Below are 25,017 nucleotides of genomic sequence, written 5' to 3'. Positions count from 1 at the left end.
TTGCGGATGCGCCGCTCACTCTTCCCTATCGACGAATTTGATCTCGCTATCGTCATAGGGCGGCCAATCGCGCTCGTCCGATGACGGGGACATGTAGAGCCCGCCGCGAGCAGCTTCGAAGAAGCGACGCACGGTCAGCAGCGCATCTTGAAACCCGGAGGTGATGAGATCGATGGGCGCCGCTCCTCCGAAAGCTCGGTCATCATGTGTCTGATGAAGCCAAACGAAACCTTCCTCCTCGTCGGCAAACAGGATCTTGAGGCCAGCATAAATCCCGAGCATTGCTGAAATCCGTATGAGGACATCGACGCTCAGCGTGATGCTCCGATACTCGCAAGCTGTCTTGATCCAGCCTCGATAAGTCGATCGAGCCGGATAACCGAGGATCAGCCGGCGCTGTTCCTCGGTCAGGCCCCAAAGATTGGCGATCGCAACGAAGGTTCGCAGGCCAGATCCGCTCAGCCGGCGCCGGTTCTCCGGCGCAAACAATGTAGGAGCAGCCTTGGCGGCGGGTTCAGAGCGCGAGGAACCGGAAGCCTTGCCCATCGTCTCGCGCGTCCGGCGAGGTTGATCAGGCCCAGCTTCGGATTCGCGGGAAGTCGGGTCGGGCAAAAGCAACCCAACGGCCAGCGCCTGCCGGATGAGCGACATGGCGCCGACACTGCTGTCGTGGTCCCAAAGCAGAATTTCTTCATTGACTGCGGCCAAGCCTTCCGGCTCGTAGCCGTCGAATTGAACACGGACCAGATAAGCAGAGTCATTGCCGTCCGAGATATCCGAGGCCGTGATTTCACCAAGCTTGTATTTCCCTTCTTCATGACCCCCAGGCCAGATCTCGATGGTCGCCACCAGCATCACGTTGTCCTTTTCATATTTTCGATGCCGCACCGCTCTTCGTGGGCGAGGCAAAATCAGGGTTCGTCGCGTCGAAATCGGCCGCTTGCGTCAGCCCGCGCCTGGTCAGCTTGAATGCGGGTTTGCTCGCATCCTGATCGGGTACGAAATGGAGAACACCTTCGATCAGGCATGGGCGATATTCGCGATGCCATAAGGGCACGAACCCGTGGATCCCGATGTTGACGACGACCCGGTTCGATCCAGTTCCCGGCCGCGCGACATAGACCATCAGCGCGTCGCAGCGAGAAAGGCCCATGATGTCCTCGACGGCTTGATAATATTTGGCAGTCGAGGCACTGGCCGGAACGATCAGCAGATCGGCATCGGCCGCGATCAGATAGTGAGCGCATTTGACGGGCAGGATTGGCACTTTCTCGTCGAGTTCGAGCCCGGCGGTCCGGACGATAGCGAGCGCGGCCCTCAGCGTTTCCATTTCTTCGGCTCGATCGATCGCGTTGGGGTATTTTGGCATATATGATCCATTCATTGGCAGCGCTGGCTGGACAGCGGCTGCTTTCTTCTCTTCGCTCCAGCTGCAGCTGAGCGGTCTTCTTTCGGGTTTGTTCTCGGCGCCGAAGGTGGCCGGGCGGCAGGCCAACAGCGTCAGGCGCTGCGTCCTTGCCGTGCCTGCCATTCGGCCCACTCGGTAGCGAACATCGCCTTACCCGCATCTGCCGCAAACGGCCGGACAAAGTCCGCAAAGCCGTACGATTTGAGCTCTCTGGCGAGCGCCATCAGGTGGACATGCGGCGGGTTGGTCGAGCCGATCTGGACCGGTAGGTGGAAGGCGGCGATAACGGCGAGATTTCGCTCGCGGCAAAGCCGTTCGCGAGCGAAAGCACGCACCTCTTCCCAAATGGCATGAATCCGGTCTGCATCCGGAAAGCGGATCGTCATCATGACGAGCAAATCCTTCTGCCCTTCGAAGGCCTGTTCTTCATATTGCTCGCACAGGCGCTTCGGATCGAGGCAGTCGTCGTGCGCCATCGGCGGAAGCAGGACGTCCCAGCGATAACAGGACGGCTCCCACGGCGCCGCGACGTCGGCCTTGCGCCCGGGCGAAAGGCGTCGGTGTACGGAATGGGGAGAGGTCTGGAGTGGACCGCTACCTATCCGCCGCCGGACCACACCGAAAACAAGGTTGGGGTCGCTGCCTCCTTCGACCGGGACAAAATCGAGGCCGTCGATCGCAGGTAGCTTTTTCATCGCCATGACCAGCCTCCGCGGAAGTGCGCGTCGAGATGCGCGCTCGCCCGCTCGATGCCGGCGGTCTGGTCCCAGTCGTCGGCGTAGGGCGAATGCTCGGTCAGAAACAGTCCGTGAGGCAACAATCGGACCGAGGGACCGTCACCGGAGGGCACGAGCCAACTGTCGCCCGAGAGGCCGCGGAAAAGCCGATAGCCCTGAAACCAAAGAAGATCGCTATCGTCGGGAAGAACGAGGTCGATCGAGACGTCACTGACCGATTGGCTCTGCGAATGCCGCAACAAAACGACCGGATGCCGGGTTGCGATCGCTTCGGCCTCCATCTCGCTGAGGAACAGCGGCGAAGCGCAAGCGGTTGCCCGCACGATGACGTTGACCGTCTCAATGTACAGGCTGTCAGCAAGCAAGCCAGTCATGTTCAGCACATCGCGACTCGCGCGGCTGTGCATCAGCGACGCCAGGTAGCGCATGAGCTTGATGTCGGTTCGCGTCGCGGTCGGCAGCGGGACACTGCCCTTGATTAGGCACCCCAGCATGGTCGGGCGCGGCTCGATCATGAGATCGATTGCGCTACTCGGCGGATATATCATCGTCATTGGAATTACTCGTGTCGAACGAGCCCAGGTGCCGGGGCTCTCGGCAGACCCGGCGTCAGATGTTTTTCATCCTTCTCGCAGGGCCAGCCTGCGGTCCTTCTTTGCTCTAATTACAGTTGGAGAAAATCAGGGGGTTACGTCATGCCCCGCAAAGCTTAATTGCTGGCCGCGATTGATGGCGGGCTGATTGAGCTCGCAGACGCTCGCGCGAGATACCGCCTTAGCGGAAAAAAACTAGGATCTTGGCGACACGTTCTCGACCGCGCAGGAATACCGGGACTCCGCGTCACAAAGGGACGACACATGCGCGGTCAGATGATCGGATAGATTTTTTCATCGCGCGCATCCCCACAGCGTGCGGTGTCATTAGACGGCGCGAGCAGACTGGTCCCTCTCGCGCCGTCCTTCATATCAGCGACATTTCAGTTCGCCGCGGTCGATTGCTCGCCCGAGCAGGGCTCCGCCTGCCGCGCCGATGATCGTGCCGACCGTGCGGTCGCGCCCGCCATCGAGTTCACGGCCAACAAGGGCCCCGACAGCACCGCCGATGATAAGGCCGGTGGTGCCATTATCACGGCGACAATGGTAGCGACCATCGTCAGCGCGCCAGATGCGGTCGCCGCGCGAGAGTCGGCGCGGCTCGTAATAGCGGCCGTAGCTGTCATACAAACCCCGGTCCTTCGCGCGTTTGCCGTGCGCGGGCGCCCAAGGCGGCGGGTCCGCCAGAGCCGGCGCGCTCGGGATTGCGACAGCGGCAAGAACCGCAGCAGCAAGAAGCTTCTTCATGGCAATTCTCCTACGTGTGGAGCCAGATTAAGCCGCAAGTCCGAACGATCGCTGAACGAATAATTCAGCAATGGGCATACTAAGTCAGAGCACTTTGGTACCGTCTGACCGCTTGAAGGCAAGTCGCTCTTTTCGGGTTCGGTTAAGAGCGGACGTCCCTCAATCTTGAGGAGCATATTATACCAGAATGCGCCCCGCAAAATCGTTATTCACGCCTTTCCCGCCATCACATTGATGTCGGAGCTGATCAAAGTCGCTATTCGCAAGAGGCAGCCACACGAAGGGAACCACGCCCCGAGCAGTCCCCCTTTTTTCGGCTTCAGATCGCAATAATGTCGGCGAACACTAGCCTTTCTTCGATAATGCGCCGCTGACGCGTTGCGCCGGCTTTCTGCTCGGGCTTAATATGATCGGAATAGAAGCGCTCGAACTCACGAAGCATCAAGCGGCGCGGCCGGTCGCCCGGAGGGCCAAGCGTCACCGTCGCCTCCCAGAAGGGCGGATCGAGTTCAAAGGTCGGAATCTCGATTCCCGGGATGCGCTTGAGTTCGATCGAAGGATCAAGTCGGACTGTTGCGCCGGAGCGGGTTTCGAAGCTTTTTACCGCAGCCTCTCGCACAGCCTTTACCATGCGGTTCCGGATGACGGCCCGTTCGCGCGCGGTGGTAGCGAGGTCGACCGGTTCGAGCAGGATACCAGCCGATGATGCGCTCGTCTCGGCCCCGACGACGTGGCTGGCAAGAATGCTGCTATCCTCCCATGCAAGGTCGCTGTCGATCGCGGGGTCGCGGGTCTGGAGCACCAGCTCGACGCGGTTGCGGCCGGTTTCGTGCGGCCCCGGAATGATCGAGATGTCCTGATACTCGCTATCGACCGGAAACAGCATCGGGCCCGACCGCGGATTGGGGCCGCGCAGCGACGCGAAGACCCGCGTTCCCGAAAATTTCACCTCGGCGCGCCGCCGGGGCAACAATTGCGCGAAATCGGCTAGAACCACTTTCGATATTTTCGCGTCGGGCAGGGCATTGGGCTGGTAGCGCACTAGCGCCAGGCGGACTAAGGGCGTATAGGTCGTGCCGGGTTCGATCTCGATATCGCAATACCAGAGGCCGCGTTCCGCGTCCCAATGGACGCGGTGGCCGACCACTTCAACGAACGGGTCGCCCTGACCTGATTTCTCCTGCAAATGGGCCTCTTCCGACGTCACGCGTGCCGGAAAATCGCTGACCCGGGTCAGCGTCTTGGGCAGGCTGCTGTCCCAGAAGGGATCGACGCCCCATTGGGTGACGAGCGGTTGAAACTCCTTCGGTATGTCGGTGAAGCGTCCGCCATCCTTGAAGATCACCACGCCGAGCAATTCGCCGTCGCCCGACGAGAACCAGGGCCGGTCGAGCCATACGCGCAAGCCGTTGCCATCGCGTGTCACGCTGCGATTATTGGCATTGTTGTTGCTTGCGGCCTGCCATTGGAAGGTCGGCACGACATAGAGGACGCGTGGATCGCGGGGCGCCGCGCTCGCCGGGACGAAGGACTGCTGGTCGCTTCCCGCATCATCGGGGAGCACCGGCGCCCCCGCGTCATCCTCCGGCGGCAGCGCCATTGCCCGCCCCACCGCCACCGGCCCCAGCCGGGTTACCGCATCGCGCTCAGCATAGACCGCCGGGGGCAGATACTCGCGGAAGCGCGTCGTCGCGCGGATACGATAGCGGATCAAGCGAAACCGCGTGTCGCCGAGCGCATGAACGTCACCGCGCTGCGCCTCCGGGTCGATCATCTGCGCGGCCACGGCCTGTTGCAGCGTGAATTCGTTGCGGTGATTTTCGGCAAGCTTGATCTCGCCGAGTTGGCCTTTGTGGAGAATGCGTTCGGGACCTGGCTTGGCGAGATCGTCGACCCACTCACTCCACTCCGCCTCAATCTCGAACTTGCCGGTCGAGGGGCCATGTAGCCGTATGCCGCGAGTGAAGAGCTGGACGTCGTGCGATCCTGCCTGGCGGTTCGGCGTCATCAGGGCGAACTCCGGCTCGCACACCGGTGCCTGCGTCGCATGGACCATTACCAGATCGCGGAACGGCGTGATCAGCCAGTTCGCTCCGAGCATGGCAGTGCGATAGACGAAATTGCGGTTCGCACCGGCATCGGTCCATTGCGGGATGCCGAAGTCCTTGATGAAATCGGGGTCTGCAAAGCTCGCATAAACGAGGCGCACGACGCGCCCCTTGGGCACGAAAAAGGTCAGCGTGCGCGCCGCCTCGTCCCATAGCGGCGGGCCGTCGTCGGGAAACTCCTCGGCGCAGGGCAGCGAGGTGATCGCCGCCTCGCGTTCGGCGAGGATCAGCCGGAAGCCGGTGCTGTCAGGCCATTTCTCGCCGTTGCGGATCAGGATGACGAACTGCTCCGACGGGGTCATGCGAATGACACACGAAGGCCCGAGTTGCTTCTCTCCGGTCACACCCGGCAGCATATGGCCAGGCGCCGGACGGATCGCCGTCCCGCCCGCCGCGCCGTCGGGAAGCCAAGGCGTCGCGACCTGCTTTTCGGCGTGAATGACATATTGGCCGCCGGCGAGCCGGTCGCCGACCGGGTTGGTCGCGTCGGGCATCGCGGGCGGGACGCTGTCGGTGGTGGCAACGCCATCAAGGATGGCGGGTGTGACGAGTTCCACCTCGGCACCGGGTAAAGCGTCATAAAGCGTGCCGGCTTCGCGCGCGGCGATCGCATATCCCTCTTTGATCTTCTCCCAATCGCCGAACCAGGGGTCGAACAGGCCATGCGTCTCGCATTGCTGCTGCGAGGATTTTGGCGGCACGAGATGCCGCTCGTTGACCGCGCCATAGCCAAAGTCCTGCGACGCCGGCAGCGCGATGGCGTCCTTGAACGGCTGGGTCGCGAGATAGTCCTTGGCAGAGGCGTTATAGTTGGAGCGGATGACCATCCGTTCGAGCGATTCCCCCTCGGACACGCGTGTGCGATGCACGACCACCGGCGGGTCGATGGGTTCGAAGCGCCAATAGCCGACCGCATTGCTCGCCTGTTCGAGCTTGCCGAGCGTGGGATCGTCAACCGCCAGACTGTTGCCCGCAAGGTCGACGATGCGCGCACGGAACCGGTAGAGTTGTCCGAAACGCAGCCGCGGCAGCGTGCCCTTCTGCGTCTTGAAGGTCGCGACCAGGCCGCTTCCCTTCTCGGCCACCTCGCCGCCCGCGCTCGGTACCTCAGCCTGGATCTCGCTCCCCTCGACCTTCTCGGCCTTGATTGCAAGACCCGGGCGCGGCGCGCACAGGCTCCATCCCGACCAGCGGAACATCGATTCATGCAGATAATGGTCGTCGGGCCGGTCGCTGTCGGGGCCGCCCGAGGTCGTCGATGCTCCCGAGACATAGCCCTCGTCGGGCGACAGATCGATCGAGGCGCCGCTGTTTACGACGCGATATTCGCCGACCCGGGCGCAGAGCGTGTGCCAAGGCCCCGCCTCGTTGAAATCGGGAACCGGCGCGACATCGACCCGATAGCCGCGATGCACATCCTCGGCGAAGAGGGTGATATCGCTTCCCGATCCGTTGGCGATGGCGTCATTCTTCGCCGTCGCCGCGGCCGCCGCTGTCGCGACATCCACGGCGCGGCCATGGCGCGAGATGCCGAGTCCGCCGCTGCGCAGCGCAGCGACGCCCTGACGATCCCCGGTCGTATAGGTCACCTCGCCGTGCTTCTGGCGCAGGCTAAGATGCCGGGTTACGAGGTTTTGGGCCGTCAGCGTGAAGTTCACGGTTTTGAGCGCTGCCCCGTCGGGGTCGACCTGATAGATATCGAACAGACCTTTGGACTCGCGGTGGCTGTCGTCCGAATATTGGAGGCGCAGAAGCCCGCGCTCATTATCTTCACCGCGCGGCCGCGCGACGAAACGCTCCTTGTCGGCTGCGAAGGCGGTATGCGGTGTCACATCGCTCACGCCCGGATCTTCGCGCCAGTCGATATGCAATTGTAGCCGTCCTTCGGCCGACCCGCCGGGCGCGGCGGCGATGCGCTCTTCGAGCCAGCTTTCGTCCTCGAACACGAAATCGAGGATCAGGCCAAGGCGCCGCAGCAGGTCGGGGTAATTGGCGAGCGAGGCGACGATGCGGTGGAAATCATAGTCGGGGACAGTGGGCGCCGGCGCAACATTCTCGAACGTCGGACGGCGCATCCGCCTTTCGGCGTCGCTCGGGCGCTCGCGGCGATAGAAGCGGTCGGCCTGATAGAGAGTATACTCATCCGCCGAGCGGAACTGGTCCATCAGTGCCGCATCGGCCTGCGCAACGAGCGGACTGCCCGGCCCGCCCGGACGCGGGTTATACCAGTCGGGGTTCATCGCACGGCGCGTTTTCCGGCCCGCTGAGGCGGGACCGCCCTCGTCCTTGGCTGCGGGTCCGGGCACCTCGCCGCGATAAAGACCCTTCGGCCCGAACACCTGCCGGTCGATGACCGCCTCGAAACTCTCGTCGAAGAAGCGGCCAAAGCCGGGCAGCGCCACCTCGACCTTGTCGCGCCCGAAGGGAATAACCGTCGTGCGCGTGCCCGCATCGCCGAGCATCTTCTTGAGGTCGGGATGCGCCTCACGCCAGGGTAACAGGCTCGGATGGTTCGAAGCGGCCTGCACGGCGAGTTTGCCATAGTGGCGCTTCACATAGCCAAGCATGTTGCGCACCGAATAGCTGCGCAGGTTGACCGCGCTCATGTCCATGTACTGGAAGCCCGCGACGGGCGTCTCGTCCGTGAAGAATTCGCGCCAGAGATCGGGGTCGACCTTCGAAATCAGTTCGAGCCCGATCTGCTTGCCGCCGCTGATCACCGAGAATTTGGCGCTGCTCATCACATCGGGCCATTTCATGAAGGCGGGGAATTTAGCGAGGATCTGCTCGTCGGCGCTTTCCGGGGTCAGTCGGGGCGAAACGACGACGCTGACGCGCCGGCGCGTGCCGCGCTCGCCCGGCGCAGCGGTCGCGCCATAGGGCAAGATGGTCCAGACGATCTGCGACTTGGCCATGATCCAATCCCCTTCAGGCGAAAGCTTCGAGATGGTCGCGCCACGCATATTCGACGTTTTCGCCGATCTGCTGGAGCTCCTGCGCGAGCGGCAGGTCGGGCGCATGGCCCAGCATCTGTCGCAAGGTCGGGTCGCCGTTCGATCCCGCGAACTTGCGTTCGCAGGTGATCGTCACGCTGCCCGAGAAGATGAAGACCGATATTTCGATCGTCAGTTCGGCCTTGCCGACGCATTTGCCCGAACTGAATTCGTATCGGAGCTCGAGATAAAGCTCGATCGACGCCGTAATCAGCCCCAGCACATCGACATGGCCGCCAAGCCGGAAATAGCCGGTAAGCGATGCATCGTTGCCTTCCATGCGATAATAGATGCCAGCCATGACATGCACGCCGCCCGACGCGACCCCGAAGTCGATCGAAAAGGCCGCGCCGAATTCGAACGAAGCTTCGAGGATCTGGACGCCGCCCGGATCAATCGTCACGCCGAAGAAGCCCCCGCCGCCGAAGATATAGACGGTCAGCAGGAAGGGCTGGTCGCGGCGACAGAAATTGAAGCGCACGCTGAGCGGCTGACCGATGAACGGCACCGTGAAGCCGGCCCCGAGGCTGACGTTGGAAATATTGAGGACACCGCAGGTAATCGACGGCAGCGAAATATCGAACCCGGCATCGATCCCCTGCGGGGTGATGTCGAGGTAGGGTGGGTCCGAAAAGCCGTCGAGCGGGATCAGGTCGCGTAATGTCTCGACGAAGCTCAGCGGCCCGACGAACTTGATGTCGGACAGCAGCACATCGACATCCATCTTCGCCGCGCTGTCGATCGAAAATTCGATCTTCTCGAAATTGAGCTCGATGAAACTTGCGGGCGCGATGAGCACGAGATCGAAATGCTTGAGCCCGCAGGTCACGCTGATCGACGGGCTCGACGATCCGTTCTTCTTGACCTTGGCGACTACCGCGACGAGCAGGCCGCGCTTGTCGTTGGCACGGAACAGCGCATCGGCGGCAGCCGTGCTGCCCGTCGGCGACCAATTGTTGATTTCCGGATTCCAGTCGAACCGGATCGTCAGTTCGTCGCCGGTGAGCATTTCGACGAGACGGAGCAGATCCTCGGCTCCGTCCAATATCTCCTCGACAACACCAAGCGCATCGACGATCGCATTGCGCGGCGCGCCGCTGAGGAGGTTGAAATTCTCCAGCGCGGTGCGGAACGGCCCGATCGCATCGGACAGCGCCTCGACCTTGGCACGAAGCGCGGTGGGATCGCCGAACAGCGAAGAGAGCGCGCCGGGATCGCCGACGATACCGTCGAGCGCGTCCCAAAGCGTCTTTCCCGCGGTGACGAGCGCCTGAAGCTGCTCGAGATCGGCGAGCAGCGCATCGAGCTTCTGCGCCGCGTTGAGCGCGCTCTGGCGGAAGCCCGCCGGGAGCGAGACACCGCCCGGCGAGGCATTGGCCGCGGTCCGCAAATCGGCCACGGCGCCCCGCGCGGCGGTGATGCTCGCAGGAAGACTTGCGAGGTCGGGACTGCCTGCGGCCTCATCGAGCAGTTTGTCCGCCAGCGCGGCAAGCTTGCCAGCGACATCCTCGACGCGGTCGCGCACCGTATCGGCGGCCGCGACCACCGGCTGGACCTGGGCCGCGGCATAGGCTTGCGCCTGGGCGACCAGATCGGCGAGCGTCGCCTTGAAAGCGGTCATCGCGGCGTTCGCGATTCCCGCGGGCTGCGAAGCGATGGCGCTAATAAATTCGAACAGGCGGACGAGCCCGTTGACGAAGCTTTCGACCTTGGTGCTCGCCTCGCTGACGAACTTGGGCACTTTGTCCGGGCTTTCGGTAAGGTCGGTTACCGCCTCGATGATCGAACCGAGCGGGATGCAGCCGAACAGCAACGGCAATGGCAGGTCCGAAATCGATGTCGGGAAGCCTGCGCCGGGGGGCATCTTGCCCTGAATGAATTGCGCGGGGTCGCTCATCACCGGCCCCGCGAGGCGCGACAGCGCCGCGGGCTTCAGGTTCGGTTGCATGAAGCCGCCCGACTTGTCGCCCTGCGACGAGAAATCGAGGTTCGGCCCCGTGCCGGCGATCACATCGACGAACACTTCGCCGCGGTTGCCCGACGGCGCGGGATCGAAGCCAGCGCGCAGGAACTGCTGGTTGAAGACGAGCCGATGTGCGCCCTGATTGCCCGACAGATGCGCGATCGGGCCGATGCGCGCGCTCGCCTCCTCCATGCGCGGAACCCAGATCGGCCGGGTCAGCCGGTCGCTGTTGGTGCGCAGGCTCTGGTTGCCCGCTTCGGCAAAACCGCCGAACTCCATCAGCTCGACCTGCACCGACGTGTCGCCCGATTTCAGGCTCGGCGCGAGGGCGACGCGCTGCCAGTCGAGCGGCGCGCTGTTATATTCGGGCGCCGCCGCGCCGTACGCACTGGCGGCGACTACAGCGGCGCTTTCCGCCACACCATATTTCGGATCGAGCTTCTTCGTCGTCGGGTTCCGCTTTCGGGGCGCCGCCAGCGTGTTGTCGACGAAGATCATAGGCAGGTCGAAGAGCACCCGCCGGCCATCGAGATCGGTCCCCGCACACTGGAACCGGAACGGCTTGCCGCCGACCCGCGGCCAGAACATCTGCTGTCCGTTGTTATCGATGTCCGAATTTTCGGGCATGTCGATATCGGGCGTGGTTTCGGTGAGCAGCTTGATGCGCGAGAAGGGAAACTGGCGCGCAAGACGGATGCCATCGCTCGACTGAGCATTCAGGAACGAGGCCTCGTCATAGCTGCGCTCCTTCTCGCGGATGACGATGAACATGCGCTGGCGCAGATAGGCGACGTTGCCGGGTGCCTGCTCGGCGGTTGCCTTACCATTGTGGAACTTGCGCTCGCTGACCTTGATCAGCGCGACGCGATGGCCAAAGGGAAACAGATAGCCGCGATAGACGACGCGCACATAATGGTCGCGGCCCATTGTCGCGCGGTGCACCCACTCCTCGACGCTCAGCCCCGGCGGATCCCACGCGCCGCGCGAGTCGAGCCAGCCGCCCAGCGCGGTCAGCATCATCATATTGGTATCGAGCGGTTCGGGGACATAGCCTTTGACGTCGAAGTTCGATGACAGATGCGGGATCTGGTAGCGGTCGAAATTGCTGAGCGTTGTACGGAAAGGGTTCTGACTGGCGGTCGAAGGCAGCGCGTCGCTATCGGGCCAATTGCCCTGCATCGCGGGCTGCATCGCCTCGCCGCCCTCGCCCGACAGCGCCCAGATCGCGCGCGTCGTCCGCCCGGGATCGGGATATGGCGGCTCGATCTCGGTGCCGTCGGCGCGCGGCACGACGAGCCGCGAATGCCAGAGCTCGGTGCGCTGCGTCGCCGGCGAGATCACAAGGTCGCTCGTGTGGCGCCAGCGCCCACCGCTGTGCGGCGACAGGATCAGCCGCCAAGGCATTTCGATCGACGTGGTCGTCGCGCCTGGCGCGGCGGGTCGGGCCGGCCGCAAGATGATACCGGGATCGACGATGACACCGCCCGGCAGCGTCGCCTCCATCGAGAAGCCCGCACCGATCGACAGTTGGCGCGCGCGGACCGTTGCAATGTCACCGCTCGCCGCACCAATCCGCAGCGTACTCGCGGCAGCGCTCGCCAGCGCGGCACGGCGTTTGACGGGAAGCTTTCGGACAAGGTCGATATCGAGCAATTCCTCGAAATGAAACCGCCCCGGTTTCGCGGCGCGCGGCTTTGCGTTCGCTGCGACCTTCAGGGGGAGGTCACGGCACGCATCGAGCACGGAGGCGAGCGAATATTCAATGTCGAACCCGTTCGGCACGGTGAACACGAGGCGCGATTCATTGGCAATCCGGGCCCGGACCGGCGGAGGCCGCAATTCTTCCGACTGACTGGGGTCCGCAGTCTGTTCGAAAAATGTCTCCTCCGCGAACGACTGCGGCGGGAAATGCAGGATCAGATAAGCAGATCCCCGTCCCGATTTCTTCAGCCGCGGCGGCTGGCCGGGGACGATGACGAGGCTGCGCGTCTCGATCCGCAACGCGACGAGATCTTCGGATCGGATCGCGGGGCGACCGGGACGACCTCTCTCGAAAAGGTTGCGGATATGGTCCTGAAACCAGGGAAAAGGAAAGAGTGGACCGAGTTCGAGCTCGCCAAGCCAGTCTGGCCTGGCAACCGCAGGTCCCGCCTTTCTCCTTTTCTTTATGGAGTTGGTAGGTGTCCGCGACGATGCGGCTCCGGTACGACGCGATTTGCTGACATCTCTTGCCATCGGGCACGCTCCTCCCAGACCGTCGGAAAGCAATGCGAGCCCGTTTTTATCTGATCCGGAAAAAGGTCGAGGGCGTGACAAAAAAGCAAGCGCCATGCGACGGGTTGTGGCAGCATCGGGTTCAAACAATATTGGTTATCAACGATGTAACCGATATTTCAATTAGCCGCAGCGGTGGGACTCGATTTCAGCCTATTGATTAAAGGGGAAAACATGGCTGGACGGGCGAGTTCGGGTAACCGCTGCGTGGCCGCGCGATTGAAGCTTCGTTCGCCGCCCGCGCCGCTGCCTCCGGCTTCTTCCTTCAGCCACATGATGTTAACGCCCATGCCGAGCATGTAATAACCGATCACGCCATCGGAATTCGGATCCGAAAAGAACAGAGTATGCGTGAAAGGCGTTACGCTGTTTTCTTTCGAGAAAAAATGAAGGGCCCCGCCCCTTGACGGGGCCCTTCGACCTCGCCCGCGGGGGGGGGGGGGCGAGGTATCCAGTGCCACTGCGCCATTCTAAAAAGCCCCGCCAAATGACGGGGCAATTCGTGGCAACTGGCCATGTGACCAAATATGATCGAAAGGCGCAACGCGCCATGCTGGCGGCGATTCCGCGTGCAACGCTATGAAGGCAGCGTTCCGGGCTGGAACGCCTCGCGATAATGCTGAATGCGCGTCGTTCGCAGCCCAGGCATGCCGACGCGCGCGAGCAGGCGCCGCCAGTTCGTCAGTTCCTCCAGGTCCATGCAATATCGGTCGCACGCCTCGGCCGGCGTCAACAATCCGCCATCGACCGCAGCCACAACCTGCGCCTTGCGTCGGCTGACCCACCGCGTCGTCTCGGGCGGCGGCAGATCGGCCAATGTCAGTTTCTCGCCGAGCGGGCCGGCAACCGACACCACACGGATCTTCTGGTTTTCGAGCACATCGACTCTCCGTCGTGCGGCTCCCCGCCGCTTTGTGCCCCCCACTTCTGCAACGGAACAAGTCTCGCCGCATCGAGTTAACGAAGACTTGCCGGCCTCCTTTTTTATCGACGAGCCGAGGGAATTCGCCTCTCCAATGGTAGCTTCTGTCGAACCGCGCGTTTCTCATCCCGATATCGCACTACGCGGGAGGCAATGATGGCGACCGAAGCGTTCGAAACTGGCTGGTATAGTCGAAGCACTACAAGACCAGCCGCACAAGTCGATGATCGACATGGGTCATATCGATTGCACGATACGGCTATTCAGCTCCACATTGACCTAGGGCTGAGACTCATTCAGAGCCAGAAGGCCAAGGTTGTGGCCAACGCTACTGCAGAGAGGAAGTTGGCTGCGAGCTTGTCGTAGCGTGTGGCGATCCGGCGGAAGTCTTTGATCCGGCAGAAGGCATTTTCGATGAGGTGCCGGCTACGGTAGCGGTGCTGATCGTATCGGATGGCTCGCTTGCGGTTGCGGCGCCCCGGAATGACGGGGCTGGTGCCGTTCTCGCGCAAGGACTTCCGCAGCCGGTTTGCGTCGTAGCCTTTGTCGCCGAGCAGGTAGCGCATCGGTCCGGCGCGTTCGAGCAGTGCCGGAGCCGCCTTCACATCGCTGACATTGCCCGCCGTCAGCATAAGGGCATAGGGGCGGCCGAGAACGTCGGTCAGGGCATGGATTTTGGTTGTCCAGCCGCCGCGCGAACGGCCGATCGCCTGCGTCTGGTGCCCCCTTTTCCACCGAAGGCCGAGTGCTGTGCTTTGATGTAGGTGCTATCGATCGCCGTGCTCTTCGTTACCGCACCCGCCCCAGCCAAGGCATCGAGCAACTTCGTCCAGACACGCGGCGATTGTCCTTGCGCCACGACGCTTCACCGGCATAGGCATTGAGATATGGGCCTGCTGCCATCGCCAAGCCCGGTCGACCCGAAGTGTCGGGTCCGCTCAATTACCTATATCGACCTTGATCGCCATGCGGCCGCCCGCCCAATTTCGCGCCGGCAAATTTACGTGCCCGTCTTTGCGACCGGCGCTGTTTCGTTCGTTCGCGCGAGCCGACGCCGCAAGCGGCATCGGCTCGCGGGTTTATCAAATTTGTCGAAAATATGGGGCGGTGCAGACTCTCCCCCTCCCACCGCCCCAACGAAAAAACATCGAAGATGCCTCGTCCCTCGCCACCGGAGAATGGGCCGTGGGTCGCAAACGGCCCGACTCCGGCAGTAGGTATGCCCGTCCTATCTGGTCGTGTCGGATTGCATAGCCGGAATTTGTTCGGGAATTCAGGATGCGCCAATCTGCGACAGCGTCGCGCCCATTTCTTAACCGGCGATTGGCGGTCTGTTCCGCCCTGAACTGGCCCTAGTGAGACAGTGCGCCGTACATGCACTGAACTCGGTCGTGGATCGACGGGCGCGGATCGCGAGTCCGGTAGGTGCTACGAATTCTCGCGATCCGTTCTGCGCCGCCGTGCTTCCTCGTTTCATCCTTGACACCGGACCATTCCCGGCGACGGGCGAATTGACCTGGACCGGCGCGGCGCCCCAAAACGCGGAGGCGCGACTATTTCCCCGCCGGCTGCGCAGTCTCCTCGCGGTCGCTTCGCTCAAAATATTCGCGCCGCCGCACTCGTCCGCTTCGCTGCTGCCCTACGGGTTCGCAGGTCACCTCATGCGCCTGTCCCTGGTCCGCCTATGTTCAAACGTTAGCCGATCCTAATATACAGAAAAGATGGAGACGATGCCGCCTGCGGCGATTGCCACTCCATAGGGTATCGATCGCGATGACGACTTTTGCCGCAGGCCATTCGCCGGACCGCTCGATGCAACGCTCGACCTTGCAAATAAGATAAGCATGCGCGCGACCACGATGATAGCGCCGGAGATGGTTGTGACGAACAACAGCAAGATGGCGTCGCTGAAAGAAAACCATAAGGCGCAGGCTGCGTAAAGCTTTGCATCGCCGCCGCCAAACCATCCAAAATAAAAGAGAAGCATGCCGACGAGCAGTGCTGCTGAGAAGTGAAAGCCATGCGCCCACCAAAGACCAGAAAACGGAAAGCCTGCCATCCAGCCGACGACGAAGATGATGACGATAAGTAGGGGGATGATGTTCGGTATACTACGTTGGCGTATATCCGTTGCTGCTGCCGCTAGCAGCAGCAGCGTCAAGAGCAATTGGAAGGCGGTAATGATGTTAATCATCGCGTCCGGTGACCTCCGCATATTGCTGCCACAGGTTATGATCGTAGCGCGGGCGATTGATCATCGCCCGCGCCAACAGCGCTTCGGCCAGGTCCAGCCGGCTGGCTTGCCGCGCTCCTTGGCCGGCAAACTGCAGTCTGAGGCTCCACATATCATCATCTTCTTGTGGTCTTCGCTCAGGCTCGATTCCGCGCATCGCATTCGCAAAATCGAGATTGAGCGATACATCGGTTGCGTCAGGCGAGCGATGAAGCAACGCGGCGAGGAGGCGAGAAGCCTGCTCGGCATCGCCCGCTGCGATGAGCGATACGGCAAGGTCGTTTTCCGTTCCTCGATCCGATGGCTGGAGGACAAGAGCTTCTCGAAAGGCGGCGACGGACGTGTCGATGTCGCTCCTGGCGTAGGCAATTCGACCCTTCGAACGCCAGTAGAACGCGTCGGCGCGACAGCTATTGCCGAGGGCGTCCGATCTTATTTTCGCCAAATCCGGCTGCCCAAGCTGCAGCAAGGCGGTTGTAGCGACGGCTTCCGCGCGGCAAACATAGGTTGAATCTGCTCCTAGACGATCAATCAAGGCGATAGCTTCGCCTGGGCTACCGGATAGAAGGGCGAGTTCGGCGCGCAGTAGCATCGCTTCGGGTCGCGGATCTGCGGCAAGCTGGGCGCGATAGGCTTCGGCCTCGAAGAAGCGCCGACCTTGTAATGCGCTGTCTGCGAGAAGCAGGGGATCGGTTCCGGATATCTCGCCTGATGGCAGCAGATTATCGGGCACATGTTCGGCAACGTCCGGCGAGGAGGCATATGCGCCTGATGCCGGGGCGACGGACAAAAGCGCTACCATTAAGCAATTTAGAAGGCGGGAACCCATGCCGTTGGTTCCTTAGGCCCCCCGTTGCGGCCAGAAGGTCGCAACCCAAAGCAACGCGATCTCATCGGCGGCCGCCTCCCGGTTCAGGCGATCGAGATAAGCTGCAACTCGGCCCAGATATTCGCCATTGCTGGTGTCGGGTGCAGCCAGTGTCTCATTTTCTGCCGCTTCGGCCCGGCAGGTGGTGCCGGACGGTTCGGCTGTGATAAATACTTCGCCGATATTCAGCCGAAACATCCGCATCCCGATAGGCGCGTCGACGGCACTGGCGGCACGATCGAGCAAACACTCGAGAACGTCTTTCGTCTCGGAGGATCGAGCGCGCGCGTGATCCGACGGCGCGCTTTGGGTCGGCAGACCTGCTCTAACCACCATTGGCGACAGAAGGGGAGCGAGCGGACTCTGACGTTCGATCGCCATCGCCTTTTGCACGCTTGTAACGCTATTGCTATTTTGCGCCGCCTGCTCGAGCGCGTCCGACCTGGGAGCTTGAGGCTCGGCCATGGCGATAACGGTTGTATCCGAGAGAATAGCCCGCTTCTTGTCCAGCTGGCCCGTCGCTCCGTAAAACCGCGCAAGATTGCGTCGCGTTCGTTCGTCAGCGGGCTGCGATGCGAGCGCTTCTTCGAAATAGCGTTCGGCGATATCGCGGCGCCCGAGCGCGTCATAGGCGACGGCAAGCCCATTGAGGCTTTCGGTTCGCAATGCAGGATCGCGTCTGGCGCTTTTGAACAGTTCGATCGCCAGTCCATATTGACGGGCGCCGAGAAAGCTGCGTCCACGAGCAAGTGCTTGGCTTGGTGCGAGGTTCGCGACGACCGGAACATCGCGGACCTGTGGGAGCGACGCCTCGAAGCGAGGGCCGAGCGAACATCCAGCGACGGCCAGCGTGCCCAAGAGGATTGCCCGAAGTGGGAAGCGGGTCAAATCAGTTTCCTCCAGCAAGTGCCGGCGCAACATCACGGATCACGCGAATGACAGCGGGCAACATAAGTACGCCAATCATGACCGGCAGCATGCAGGCCACCAGCGGGATGGAGAGCAGCACGGGAAGACGGTGAGCCTTCTCCTCGGCGCGCATGCGACGCTTCTCGCGCATTTCGGCGGCATAGATCCGGAGGGTGGTCGCGATGCTCGAGCCAAGCTTGTCCGACTGGATCAGCAAAGTTGCAAAGGCCCTGATTTCATCGACACCGGTACGATCTGCGAGAGCGCGCAGGGCTTCCTCGCGGCTCGCGCCAGCGCGCAGTTCGAGCGTTGTCTGCGAAATCTGTTCAGCAACAAGCGGATGCGAAAGCGTCATTTCGCGGCCAACGCGGTCGAGGGCGGCCTCAAGCCCCATCCCCGCCTCCACGCAGACCAGCATGAGGTCGAGACAGTCGGGAAACCCGTCCAAGATCTCCTGCCGGCGGCGATCGGCCTTCGCGGTCAGAAACAGGCTGGGAATGAAAAGACCCATCAACGCAAGGCCTGCGCCTTGGAGGTAAAGCTTGAACAGGTCGACGGGTGTCTCGGAAAGAAGCTGCGGCAGGACCAGCGCGGAGGGGAGGGCAAAGATAAGCAAAAGGCGCAGCAGCGTGTATATCTTTGGCGCGTGCGGCGACCGATATCCTGCCGCGAGCATACGGCGGCGCAGCCCCTGCGGATTGGAGTCGCCGAGTGATAAGCCGCTTCGTTCGATGCCTGCGGCAAGCTTTGCCCATGCTCCCGAACGGACATCGGCCGCCCTCAGGCGATCGGTCTCGTCGCGAGGAGTGTCGGTGACAGCCTGCGTTTCGAGGCGGCCCAGAACGGCGCGCCGGCTCAGCAGCAGTCGTACGCCAAGATATACGAGCGACGAGACAGTCACAAAAAGAAGGGCGAGGAAGCCCAGCCGCAAATAGGGAGATGATGCGAGAATTTCGACCATATTACACCTTCAGGTCGATCATGCGCCGGATCGAAACGAATCCGACCAGATAGAGAAGGATCAGCCCCCCAAATCCGAGGAAGAAGATCGGATCGGTCGCGACGTCGAGATAGAAAACCGGATTTGCGAGGAACAAGCCGACAAAGGCAAGGATCGGCAGCGCTGTGAGGATGACGGCGGTCATGCGCCCTTCCGAACTCAGTGCACGAACCTTCATGAACATGCTGGCCCTGTCGCGGATAACCTTGCTCAGATTTTCCAGAATCTCGGCGAGGTTGCCCCCCGTTTCCATCTGAACCGAAACCGACACAACGAACATGTGCATGTCGGGAAGCCCCCAGCGCTCCGCCATGCGCGCAAGGGCTTCGCGCAGGTCGAGGCCAAAAGCGATTTCGTCGGTCACGACGCCGAACTCGGTGCCGATCGGGTCTTCCATCTCGACCGTCAGAAGCTGCAGGGCTGAGGGTATCGGGTGACCCGACCGCAACCCGCGCACGAAGATGTCGAGCGCGATTGGAAACTGCTGCTCCATGCGGCGGCGCCGACGATCAGCCAGGCGGGTCAGGAGCATCCACGGCAACAGACACGCCACGACGATCCCGATCGCGACTGCCAGCTGCACAACGCCCAGGGTCAGTGGGTAGCCCGAAAGCCCCGCTGCGACCAGAACCAAGAAGGTCACCATGGCTGCGCCCATCAACATGAGCCCGATCACCTGAAGTTCGGACATGGCAATATTGGCGGCATTCAACATGCGACGGAAAGACTGGAAGAGGGTCGACAACCACGGTGGGGCGCCCTCCAGGCGCCGCGGCAGCGACTTGCGCAGCATCGACGTGACGACTTGGCGATCGATCCCCGATTCGATGAGACGAAGCCGTTGGTTCACGGCCCGGCTTTTTCCGCTTCGTTCGACGGCAAACCCGATCGCGGCTTGCGCAAGTAAGACCACCAGCGCGAAAAGCGCCAGCATCGTAAGGAAGCGGAGGACGGTGTCGCTCATGTCAGTCGATCCGCCGGTCGGGCCGGAAAAGTTCGGGCGACAGCTCGATCCCGTGCGAAGACAGCGTTTCCAGAAATTTCGGTCTGATGCCCGTCGCCTCGAAATGGCCCATCACCATATTGTTGGCATCGCGTCCGGTCATCCGGAACCGGAAAATATCCTGCATCGTGACGACGTCACCCTCCATCCCCGTGATTTCCGACAGGCTGAGCAGGCGGCGCCGGCCGTCCGAAAGTCGCCCGATCTGCACCACGACGTTTATCGCCGATGCGATCTGCGCTCGCGCCGCGCGCGCAGGCATGTCGATTCCGCTCATGCCGATCATCTGTTCGACACGCGACAGCGCATCGCGCGCGGTATTGGCATGGACGGTCGTCATCGATCCGTCGTGACCGGTGTTCATCGCCTGCAGCATGTCGAACGCTTCACCGGCGCGCACTTCGCCGACGATAATCCGGTCCGGGCGCATGCGCAGCGCGTTCTTGACAAGGTCGCGCTGGGTGATCTCGCCTTTGCCTTCAATATTGGAAGGGCGTGTCTCGAGGCGGGCGACATGCTCCTGCTGCAGTTGCAGTTCGGCAGAATCTTCAATCGTCACGATGCGTTCGCGCTCGTCGATGAATGAGGATATGGCATTGAGAAGGGTTGTCTTGCCCGAGCCGGTGCCGCCCGAAATCAATATGTTTCGCCGCGCTTTGACGATGCCTTCCAGCACCTCGGCCACGGCAGACGGCACGCTTCCGAAATCCACGAGCTTGGCCATGTCGATCGGAATTCGGGCAAATTTGCGGATCGAGAGCAGCGATCCGTCGATCGCCAGCGGCGGTACGACCGCGTTGACACGCGACCCGTCGGCGAGCCGTGCATCGACGAAAGGCGATGACTCGTCGATGCGTCGCCCAACCGCGCTCGCAATTTTCTGGATGATGCGGAAAAGATGCTTTTCATCTTTGAAGCGCGTTTCGGCCCGCTGAAGCAGGCCGCGACGCTCTACAAAGACGATATCGTGCCCGTTGACCAGGATATCGGTGATCGTCTCGTCCTGCAAAAGCGGTTCGAGCGGCCCCAATCCCAACAGCTCGTCAAGGACATCCCCCACCATCGCGCGTCGCTCGCTTGCGTTGAGCGCGAGCTGGTGGCGACTAAGAATGTCGGCGATGAGGTCGCCCGCTTCGGTTTCGACCTGTGCGCGCGACATCTTTTCAAGCTGCGCGAGATTGATTTCATCGAGGAGTTCGCGATGGACCTGAACCTTCAATGACAGAAGCGCCGCATGGCGGTCGTGATCCACCTGTCCGCGCGGCACTTGGGTTGTCGGACGAGCGGCTTCGGCTTCGCCGCTCTGAGAGCCTTTCTGTTTCTGAACCTGCCACATTTCCAGATCAGTCCTTGTGCAATTGTTCAGCGATACTGGCGGCCAGCGCGACGAGATCGGCGGCAACCCGGTTACGTCGAGCAATGCTGCTTAACAGCACGCCCTGGTCATGAGCCGATTGTACGACCGGATAGTCGTTGTTGATCGTGGCCATGACAGGATAACGGAGCGTCTCGGCGGCGTCGCGAACGCTGATCGTCCGAAACAGCCGCCGTTCGACGCGATTGGCAACAATTCGCAACCGCGACGGATCAATTCCGGTTTCTTCGAACAATGTCAGCCGCCGCCGCGCTTGGCGCAAGCTTCCCACCGACAAATCGACGACGAGCAGAATGATGTCGGCCTTGTCTATTGCCGAAAGTGTCCAATTGGCCCAATTGCCGGGAAGGTCGAGAACGACGTGGTCATATTCCTGGCGCGCAACCTCGAGAATGCGGAGCAACTGATCGGTGTCCACCGCTTCCAGTGGCGAGATGCGTTCGGGCGCCGCGATGACCGCCACTCCTTCGCCGCAGGTAGCTGCCACTGTGCGAAGCAATTGACCGTCGACGCGCCGGCCCGCTGTAAGTAAATCGTCCATCGTGAGTGTAGGATTGGCGCCGAGGTAGGTGGCGGCGTTGCCGAACTGGAGATCGAGGTCGATCAGGCAGGTTCCATGCGCACCACCGTTTTCGCCCAGATGATAGGCAAGATGGGTCGCAACCGTTGTCGCGCCGATCCCGCCGACGCTCTGTGCCACCGCGACGACCGGTGCCAGCCGCTCCGCCTTGGGAAGGGTGCCCCCGGCGGTCGCAAGGATGCCGGTGACCGCATCCGAAAATTCGCAGCGGTCAAGCGGGAGAGCAATCACATCGTCTACACCCTGGCGGATCAACGCCCGCGTCGTGGCAAGGTCGGCGCCCTGCATTGCGACGATCAACGGAAGCGAGGGACGCTGCGCCCTCAGTGTCGTGAGCCGCTGCATTGAGCGCGGGTCGCTGCCATCAAGCTCGACCACAACCAGCTCGGCGTCATCGACCAGCGCGGTTGATAGCGGCTCGCCTGCCGCGACATGCACCAGATTGAAGGTTTCGCTGGAATAGTCGCCGCGCGACAAGCTCGACCGTGCGAACTCGTTCTCGGATATGAAAAGCTTGACTTTACAGTCCAATTGCAGGGATCCATCTCGTTCAGGAGAGCCGATGATTTCGTTCTTGCCCATGATTTCGTCCTTCAATTCGACCAGCTGCCGGCGCCGTCTTCCATCGTCAGCGAATAGCTGAAGTCGGGAAGATCGATGGTGCCACGGAAGAGCATGAGCGTGAGGGGAACGAAATCGAGGTCGCGCAGCCGCACCGAAATGATCGGTGCCACGTCGGGCCCATTCGGGTCGCCCGCAAATCCGAGCCCCGAATTGCGATAATCGACGATGACGTTGGCGGCCGTGATGTCGGGCTTGATATCGGCCATCCGGTCGATCAGAGCTGTGAAGGCGGCATTGTCAGCGGTGGTCGGGAAATTGCATATGCCAAGGCAGGTGCAGGTTGCCGTCGTGCCGTTGCTCGAGCAGCTGATGCCCGGAAAAGCCGATGTGGGAACCGCCGTGCCGGCCGGGATCTGATCGACTCCCGTTGCGAAACTGTAGCCTGCCAGTCCGCTGGCGATGATGTTTGTCGCCGCGGCCCAGCGTGCGCCGGTCTGCGTCGCCTTTTCGGCGCGGTTCAATTCCCAGGCGAAGCGGCCGACATCGATGATGCCGAGCAGGAAAATCAGGATCAATGGTAAGACGAGCGCGAACTCGGCCGCCGGACCGGCGCCCGTGCTGCGGGCAAAGCGGGTGAGAAGGCCGGTCATATGCCCATTACCGCCGCATTGGCGCTCGCCGTGACCGTCGCGCCCGTCGTATCGAAACCCAGGGTGCCGAAGAGAGAGGGGTAGGGAACGGTCGCCGAGACGGTAACGTGGGTCGCGCCACTGCTCTCGGTCGCATAGACGCCTTGGTCGGAATAGCTTTCGCCCGTCTGGCAGACGGCGGTGACGGTGACCTGTTCGTTGGTCCACCCGGCGATCTTCGCCGTTCCGCCAGTTGTCTGTCCCGTCCGCGTCAGATTCTTCACCGTGGCCAGCACGGTCGCATCGGTGATGCCTGAACAGTCGAATACCGAAAAAGACTGCCGCGCCGCAAAGCGCGCGCCGTCGCGAACCGCCTTCACGACCTTATGTTCGGTCCACAGATAGGCGCCGCCTTCGAAGCCGCCGAACATGATCGCGATCAGCATTGGTAGGATCAGCGCCATTTCAGCCGCAGCCGCGCCCGACCGGCAGCGAAAAAGAGAAGGCAGTGGCCGCGCCGTCATCGGATCATTCCAGCAGATAGGGGACGTTGCGCTGGACCACCTGTCCCGCGGTCTGCCCGGCCGTGCCGCTGCCGGTTTCACCGATCAGTTCGACATAGACGTCGGTTGCCTCAGTAACCACGGTACTGCCCCGTCGGCGCTGATAAGAGGGCTCGACGAGGAAGAGATCGACCCATTTGAGCACCGGAACGCCGCTTTCGGAGCCGCTGAGATTGAGCGCGTCGCAGTTAATGACGGCCGCCGAAATCCGCCGACGATCCACGGTGGTTTCGCCAGGAACGACGCCGCCGCCGCGGCAGACCGGATAGCTGTAGCCATTCTTATTGCCCGTCATGGATTGCTGCATGTCGCTGACGCCGGTGTTGTCGAGCTCCCACAGGTAAACCTCATAGCGGCTGGCATCGGACCCCAGCCCGGTCGTCGACTGCCATGTCGCGCTGTTCCAGCCATAGTTGACGCGGAAATAGGCATCGCGGTCCCACGCACCGTTGCCGATCCGCCCTTCGGCGAGGGTGCAGCCGGCCGCCACGCTCGCTGAAAGGCTGTTGCTGATCGCATGGCACAGATCGCGCGGGTGGCCCATGATGTCGGGATAGTTCGACGCCAGGTTGGTCGCCGTCAGCGGACGATAGGGATTGGGCGATTCCTGCCACCCCTGTTGCCCCGACGTGCCGCAATTATTGCCCTTGACCAGATCCTTGCGAACATTGCGCGAGGGCGAGCAGGTGCCGCCGGCAGGGCAGGTGTTCGCGCCATTGGTATCGAGATCGAAGCGTGTGTTGAGTGCGTTCATGACCACGGCGTTAAGCCCCGGCTTGGTCGTCACCCCGGTGATTGGCAGGCAGTCGCCCGGCACATTATTATAGCCCAGTGCGGCGGCGAGATTCGACGCGCCGCTGCCGAAGCCGCTTTCCAGGAAACCGAAGTTGCCCGGTGCGGTGGCGTTCCCGGTGACAAGCTTCATTCCCGACCCGGCGAGCGCATTGGCGTCGAAAGCGAAATTTACATTGGTATTGCCGAGCGGCTCCGCTGGATTGCAGAACATCACGGGCGGCACCCGGCAAATAGCCGATCCCACCCCCGCCAGCGCTGCGGCGCGGGCATCTCCGCTGATTGCCGCAACTAGCGGTGTAAAGGCATAGTTGGCGGTGCGGAAACCGATGAATATTTCGATGAAATTGGCGTTGCTATCGTCATCGGCCGCTTGTGTTTTGCCCGCATCCTGCCAGAAGACGATATTGGCGCTGCCGCTGCAGTCGGCCGCCGGGGTGATTGTCACCGCCGTGCCGTCGCCGTCATTTGCAAGCAAGGTCAGGTTCGAAACGAGCGTCGTTGCCGCCGCCGAAGCGCGGAGACATGCGCCATTTTTGCCGTCGAGCTGCGATGCACCGGCCAGCGCTGCCTGGTCTGCGGCGTTCTGGAGCTCGCTGTCCATCCCCGCCAGCCGTGCATAATCGAAACCCGTGCCGCCGATCGCAACGAGGGCGAACAGCGCGAGGCCGACGGTCGCCGCTGTCGCGCCGCGCTGGTCGTTTAGGAAGGAGTGGTCATGCTCCTGTGCCATCGTTCGGTTCCCCACCCGCCGCT

20 protein-coding genes and 1 pseudogene are annotated in these 25,017 nt (G+C 62.1%); 1 reads left to right on the top strand and 20 read right to left on the bottom strand.

From position 1 onward, the window contains the following. Positions 1-15 precede the first annotated feature (15 nt). The 4 genes from VFG17_RS16550 to VFG17_RS16535 are packed head-to-tail and all read right to left on the bottom strand — an operon-like array spanning position 16 to position 2,699. Positions 16-855, bottom strand: coding sequence for a hypothetical protein (locus VFG17_RS16550; RefSeq protein WP_325030455.1), 840 nt, complete (start codon positions 853-855; stop codon positions 16-18). A 13-nt stretch (positions 856-868) separates the two neighbouring features. Continuing rightward, positions 869-1,531, bottom strand: a complete 663-nt coding sequence (locus VFG17_RS16545) for a hypothetical protein (RefSeq protein ID WP_325030454.1) — start codon at positions 1,529-1,531, stop codon at positions 869-871. Further along, a complete protein-coding gene (locus VFG17_RS16540) occupies positions 1,501-2,109 on the bottom strand; it encodes a hypothetical protein (RefSeq protein WP_325030453.1) in 609 nt (202 codons plus the stop codon). Before VFG17_RS16540 ends, VFG17_RS16545 begins: the two co-directional genes overlap by 31 nt. Then, positions 2,100-2,699, bottom strand: coding sequence for a hypothetical protein (locus VFG17_RS16535; RefSeq protein WP_325030452.1), 600 nt, complete (start codon positions 2,697-2,699; stop codon positions 2,100-2,102). Before VFG17_RS16535 ends, VFG17_RS16540 begins: the two co-directional genes overlap by 10 nt. Positions 2,700-2,858: 159 nt before the next feature. Here VFG17_RS16535 and VFG17_RS21620 point away from each other — a divergent pair, with 159 nt between their 5' ends. Continuing rightward, positions 2,859-3,026 (top strand): DUF1153 domain-containing protein, encoded by a 168-nt coding sequence (locus VFG17_RS21620; RefSeq protein ID WP_414712963.1) that lies wholly within the window; start codon positions 2,859-2,861, stop codon positions 3,024-3,026. An 84-nt stretch (positions 3,027-3,110) separates the two neighbouring features. On the opposite strand, the gene VFG17_RS16530 is transcribed toward VFG17_RS21620, so the two are convergent. From VFG17_RS16530 to VFG17_RS16455, 16 genes and pseudogenes are all read right to left on the bottom strand, one after another. Next, the gene (locus VFG17_RS16530) at positions 3,111-3,485 is read right to left on the bottom strand and encodes a glycine zipper 2TM domain-containing protein (protein WP_325030451.1); all 375 of its coding nucleotides are present in this window, start codon (positions 3,483-3,485) and stop codon (positions 3,111-3,113) included. Between the two features lie 319 nt (positions 3,486-3,804). After that, positions 3,805-8,508: a hypothetical protein gene (locus VFG17_RS16525; protein ID WP_325030450.1), complete on the bottom strand. Its 4,704-nt coding sequence runs from the start codon at positions 8,506-8,508 to the stop codon at positions 3,805-3,807. Positions 8,509-8,521: 13 nt separating this feature from the next. Then, the gene (locus VFG17_RS16520) at positions 8,522-12,550 is read right to left on the bottom strand and encodes a hypothetical protein (RefSeq protein ID WP_325030449.1); all 4,029 of its coding nucleotides are present in this window, start codon (positions 12,548-12,550) and stop codon (positions 8,522-8,524) included. 392 nt (positions 12,551-12,942) lie between these two features. Then, the gene (locus VFG17_RS16515) at positions 12,943-13,137 is read right to left on the bottom strand and encodes a hypothetical protein (protein ID WP_325030448.1); all 195 of its coding nucleotides are present in this window, start codon (positions 13,135-13,137) and stop codon (positions 12,943-12,945) included. A 263-nt stretch (positions 13,138-13,400) separates the two neighbouring features. Continuing rightward, a complete protein-coding gene (locus tag VFG17_RS16510; RefSeq protein ID WP_325030447.1) occupies positions 13,401-13,703 on the bottom strand; it encodes a DUF1153 domain-containing protein in 303 nt (100 codons plus the stop codon). 338 nt (positions 13,704-14,041) lie between these two features. After that, positions 14,042-14,577: pseudogene (locus VFG17_RS16505) on the bottom strand (IS5 family transposase); the annotation flags it as partial. An 873-nt stretch (positions 14,578-15,450) separates the two neighbouring features. Then, the gene (locus tag VFG17_RS16500) at positions 15,451-15,939 is read right to left on the bottom strand and encodes an A24 family peptidase (protein WP_325030446.1); all 489 of its coding nucleotides are present in this window, start codon (positions 15,937-15,939) and stop codon (positions 15,451-15,453) included. Beyond that, entirely contained in the window at positions 15,932-16,807 is an 876-nt protein-coding gene (locus VFG17_RS16495; protein WP_325030445.1) for a tetratricopeptide repeat protein, read from the bottom strand. The genes VFG17_RS16500 and VFG17_RS16495 overlap by 8 nt, the downstream gene beginning before the upstream one ends. A 12-nt stretch (positions 16,808-16,819) precedes the next feature. After that, a complete protein-coding gene (locus VFG17_RS16490) occupies positions 16,820-17,734 on the bottom strand; it encodes a tetratricopeptide repeat protein (protein ID WP_325030444.1) in 915 nt (304 codons plus the stop codon). A gap of 1 nt (position 17,735) precedes the next feature. Beyond that, positions 17,736-18,716 carry a type II secretion system F family protein gene (locus VFG17_RS16485; RefSeq protein WP_325030443.1) on the bottom strand — a complete coding sequence of 327 codons (981 nt, stop codon included), beginning with the start codon at positions 18,714-18,716 and terminating at the stop codon, positions 17,736-17,738. Position 18,717: 1 nt separating this feature from the next. Next, a complete protein-coding gene (locus VFG17_RS16480) occupies positions 18,718-19,719 on the bottom strand; it encodes a type II secretion system F family protein (protein ID WP_325030442.1) in 1,002 nt (333 codons plus the stop codon). A 1-nt stretch (position 19,720) separates the two neighbouring features. Beyond that, positions 19,721-21,094 (bottom strand): CpaF family protein, encoded by a 1,374-nt coding sequence (locus VFG17_RS16475; RefSeq protein ID WP_325030441.1) that lies wholly within the window; start codon positions 21,092-21,094, stop codon positions 19,721-19,723. A 7-nt stretch (positions 21,095-21,101) separates the two neighbouring features. Continuing rightward, complete coding sequence (locus VFG17_RS16470) at positions 21,102-22,295, bottom strand: AAA family ATPase (protein ID WP_325030440.1); 1,194 nt, start codon at positions 22,293-22,295, stop codon at positions 21,102-21,104. Positions 22,296-22,306: 11 nt separating this feature from the next. Continuing rightward, entirely contained in the window at positions 22,307-22,927 is a 621-nt protein-coding gene (locus tag VFG17_RS16465) for a TadE/TadG family type IV pilus assembly protein (RefSeq protein WP_325030439.1), read from the bottom strand. Continuing rightward, positions 22,924-23,430 carry a TadE/TadG family type IV pilus assembly protein gene (locus VFG17_RS16460; protein WP_325030438.1) on the bottom strand — a complete coding sequence of 169 codons (507 nt, stop codon included), beginning with the start codon at positions 23,428-23,430 and terminating at the stop codon, positions 22,924-22,926. The genes VFG17_RS16465 and VFG17_RS16460 overlap by 4 nt, the downstream gene beginning before the upstream one ends. Positions 23,431-23,434: 4 nt before the next feature. Then, the gene (locus tag VFG17_RS16455) at positions 23,435-24,994 is read right to left on the bottom strand and encodes a pilus assembly protein TadG-related protein (RefSeq protein WP_325030437.1); all 1,560 of its coding nucleotides are present in this window, start codon (positions 24,992-24,994) and stop codon (positions 23,435-23,437) included. Between the last annotated feature and the right edge of the window lie 23 nt (positions 24,995-25,017).

It is taken from the genome of Sphingopyxis sp., from assembly GCF_035686825.1.
GTDB lineage: Bacteria > Pseudomonadota > Alphaproteobacteria > Sphingomonadales > Sphingomonadaceae > Sphingopyxis.
The sequence above is the reverse complement of the archived record's forward strand: the minus strand, read 5'-3'. Positions and strand labels throughout refer to the sequence as shown.

Coding starts and splice junctions, on each gene's coding strand:
- VFG17_RS16485 (WP_325030443.1), bottom strand. CDS start 18,716: ATGGTCGAAATTCTCGCATCATCTCCCTATTTGCGGCTGGGCTTCCTC.
- VFG17_RS16525 (WP_325030450.1), bottom strand. CDS start 8,508: ATGGCCAAGTCGCAGATCGTCTGGACCATCTTGCCCTATGGCGCGACC.
- VFG17_RS16470 (WP_325030440.1), bottom strand. CDS start 22,295: ATGGGCAAGAACGAAATCATCGGCTCTCCTGAACGAGATGGATCCCTG.
- VFG17_RS16550 (WP_325030455.1), bottom strand. CDS start 855: ATGCTGGTGGCGACCATCGAGATCTGGCCTGGGGGTCATGAAGAAGGG.
- VFG17_RS16475 (WP_325030441.1), bottom strand. CDS start 21,094: ATGTGGCAGGTTCAGAAACAGAAAGGCTCTCAGAGCGGCGAAGCCGAA.
- VFG17_RS16480 (WP_325030442.1), bottom strand. CDS start 19,719: ATGAGCGACACCGTCCTCCGCTTCCTTACGATGCTGGCGCTTTTCGCG.
- VFG17_RS16540 (WP_325030453.1), bottom strand. CDS start 2,109: ATGGCGATGAAAAAGCTACCTGCGATCGACGGCCTCGATTTTGTCCCG.
- VFG17_RS16545 (WP_325030454.1), bottom strand. CDS start 1,531: ATGGCAGGCACGGCAAGGACGCAGCGCCTGACGCTGTTGGCCTGCCGC.
- VFG17_RS16495 (WP_325030445.1), bottom strand. CDS start 16,807: ATGGGTTCCCGCCTTCTAAATTGCTTAATGGTAGCGCTTTTGTCCGTC.
- VFG17_RS16535 (WP_325030452.1), bottom strand. CDS start 2,699: ATGACGATGATATATCCGCCGAGTAGCGCAATCGATCTCATGATCGAG.
- VFG17_RS16530 (WP_325030451.1), bottom strand. CDS start 3,485: ATGAAGAAGCTTCTTGCTGCTGCGGTTCTTGCCGCTGTCGCAATCCCG.
- VFG17_RS16460 (WP_325030438.1), bottom strand. CDS start 23,430: ATGACGGCGCGGCCACTGCCTTCTCTTTTTCGCTGCCGGTCGGGCGCG.
- VFG17_RS16500 (WP_325030446.1), bottom strand. CDS start 15,939: ATGATTAACATCATTACCGCCTTCCAATTGCTCTTGACGCTGCTGCTG.
- VFG17_RS16455 (WP_325030437.1), bottom strand. CDS start 24,994: ATGGCACAGGAGCATGACCACTCCTTCCTAAACGACCAGCGCGGCGCG.
- VFG17_RS16465 (WP_325030439.1), bottom strand. CDS start 22,927: ATGACCGGCCTTCTCACCCGCTTTGCCCGCAGCACGGGCGCCGGTCCG.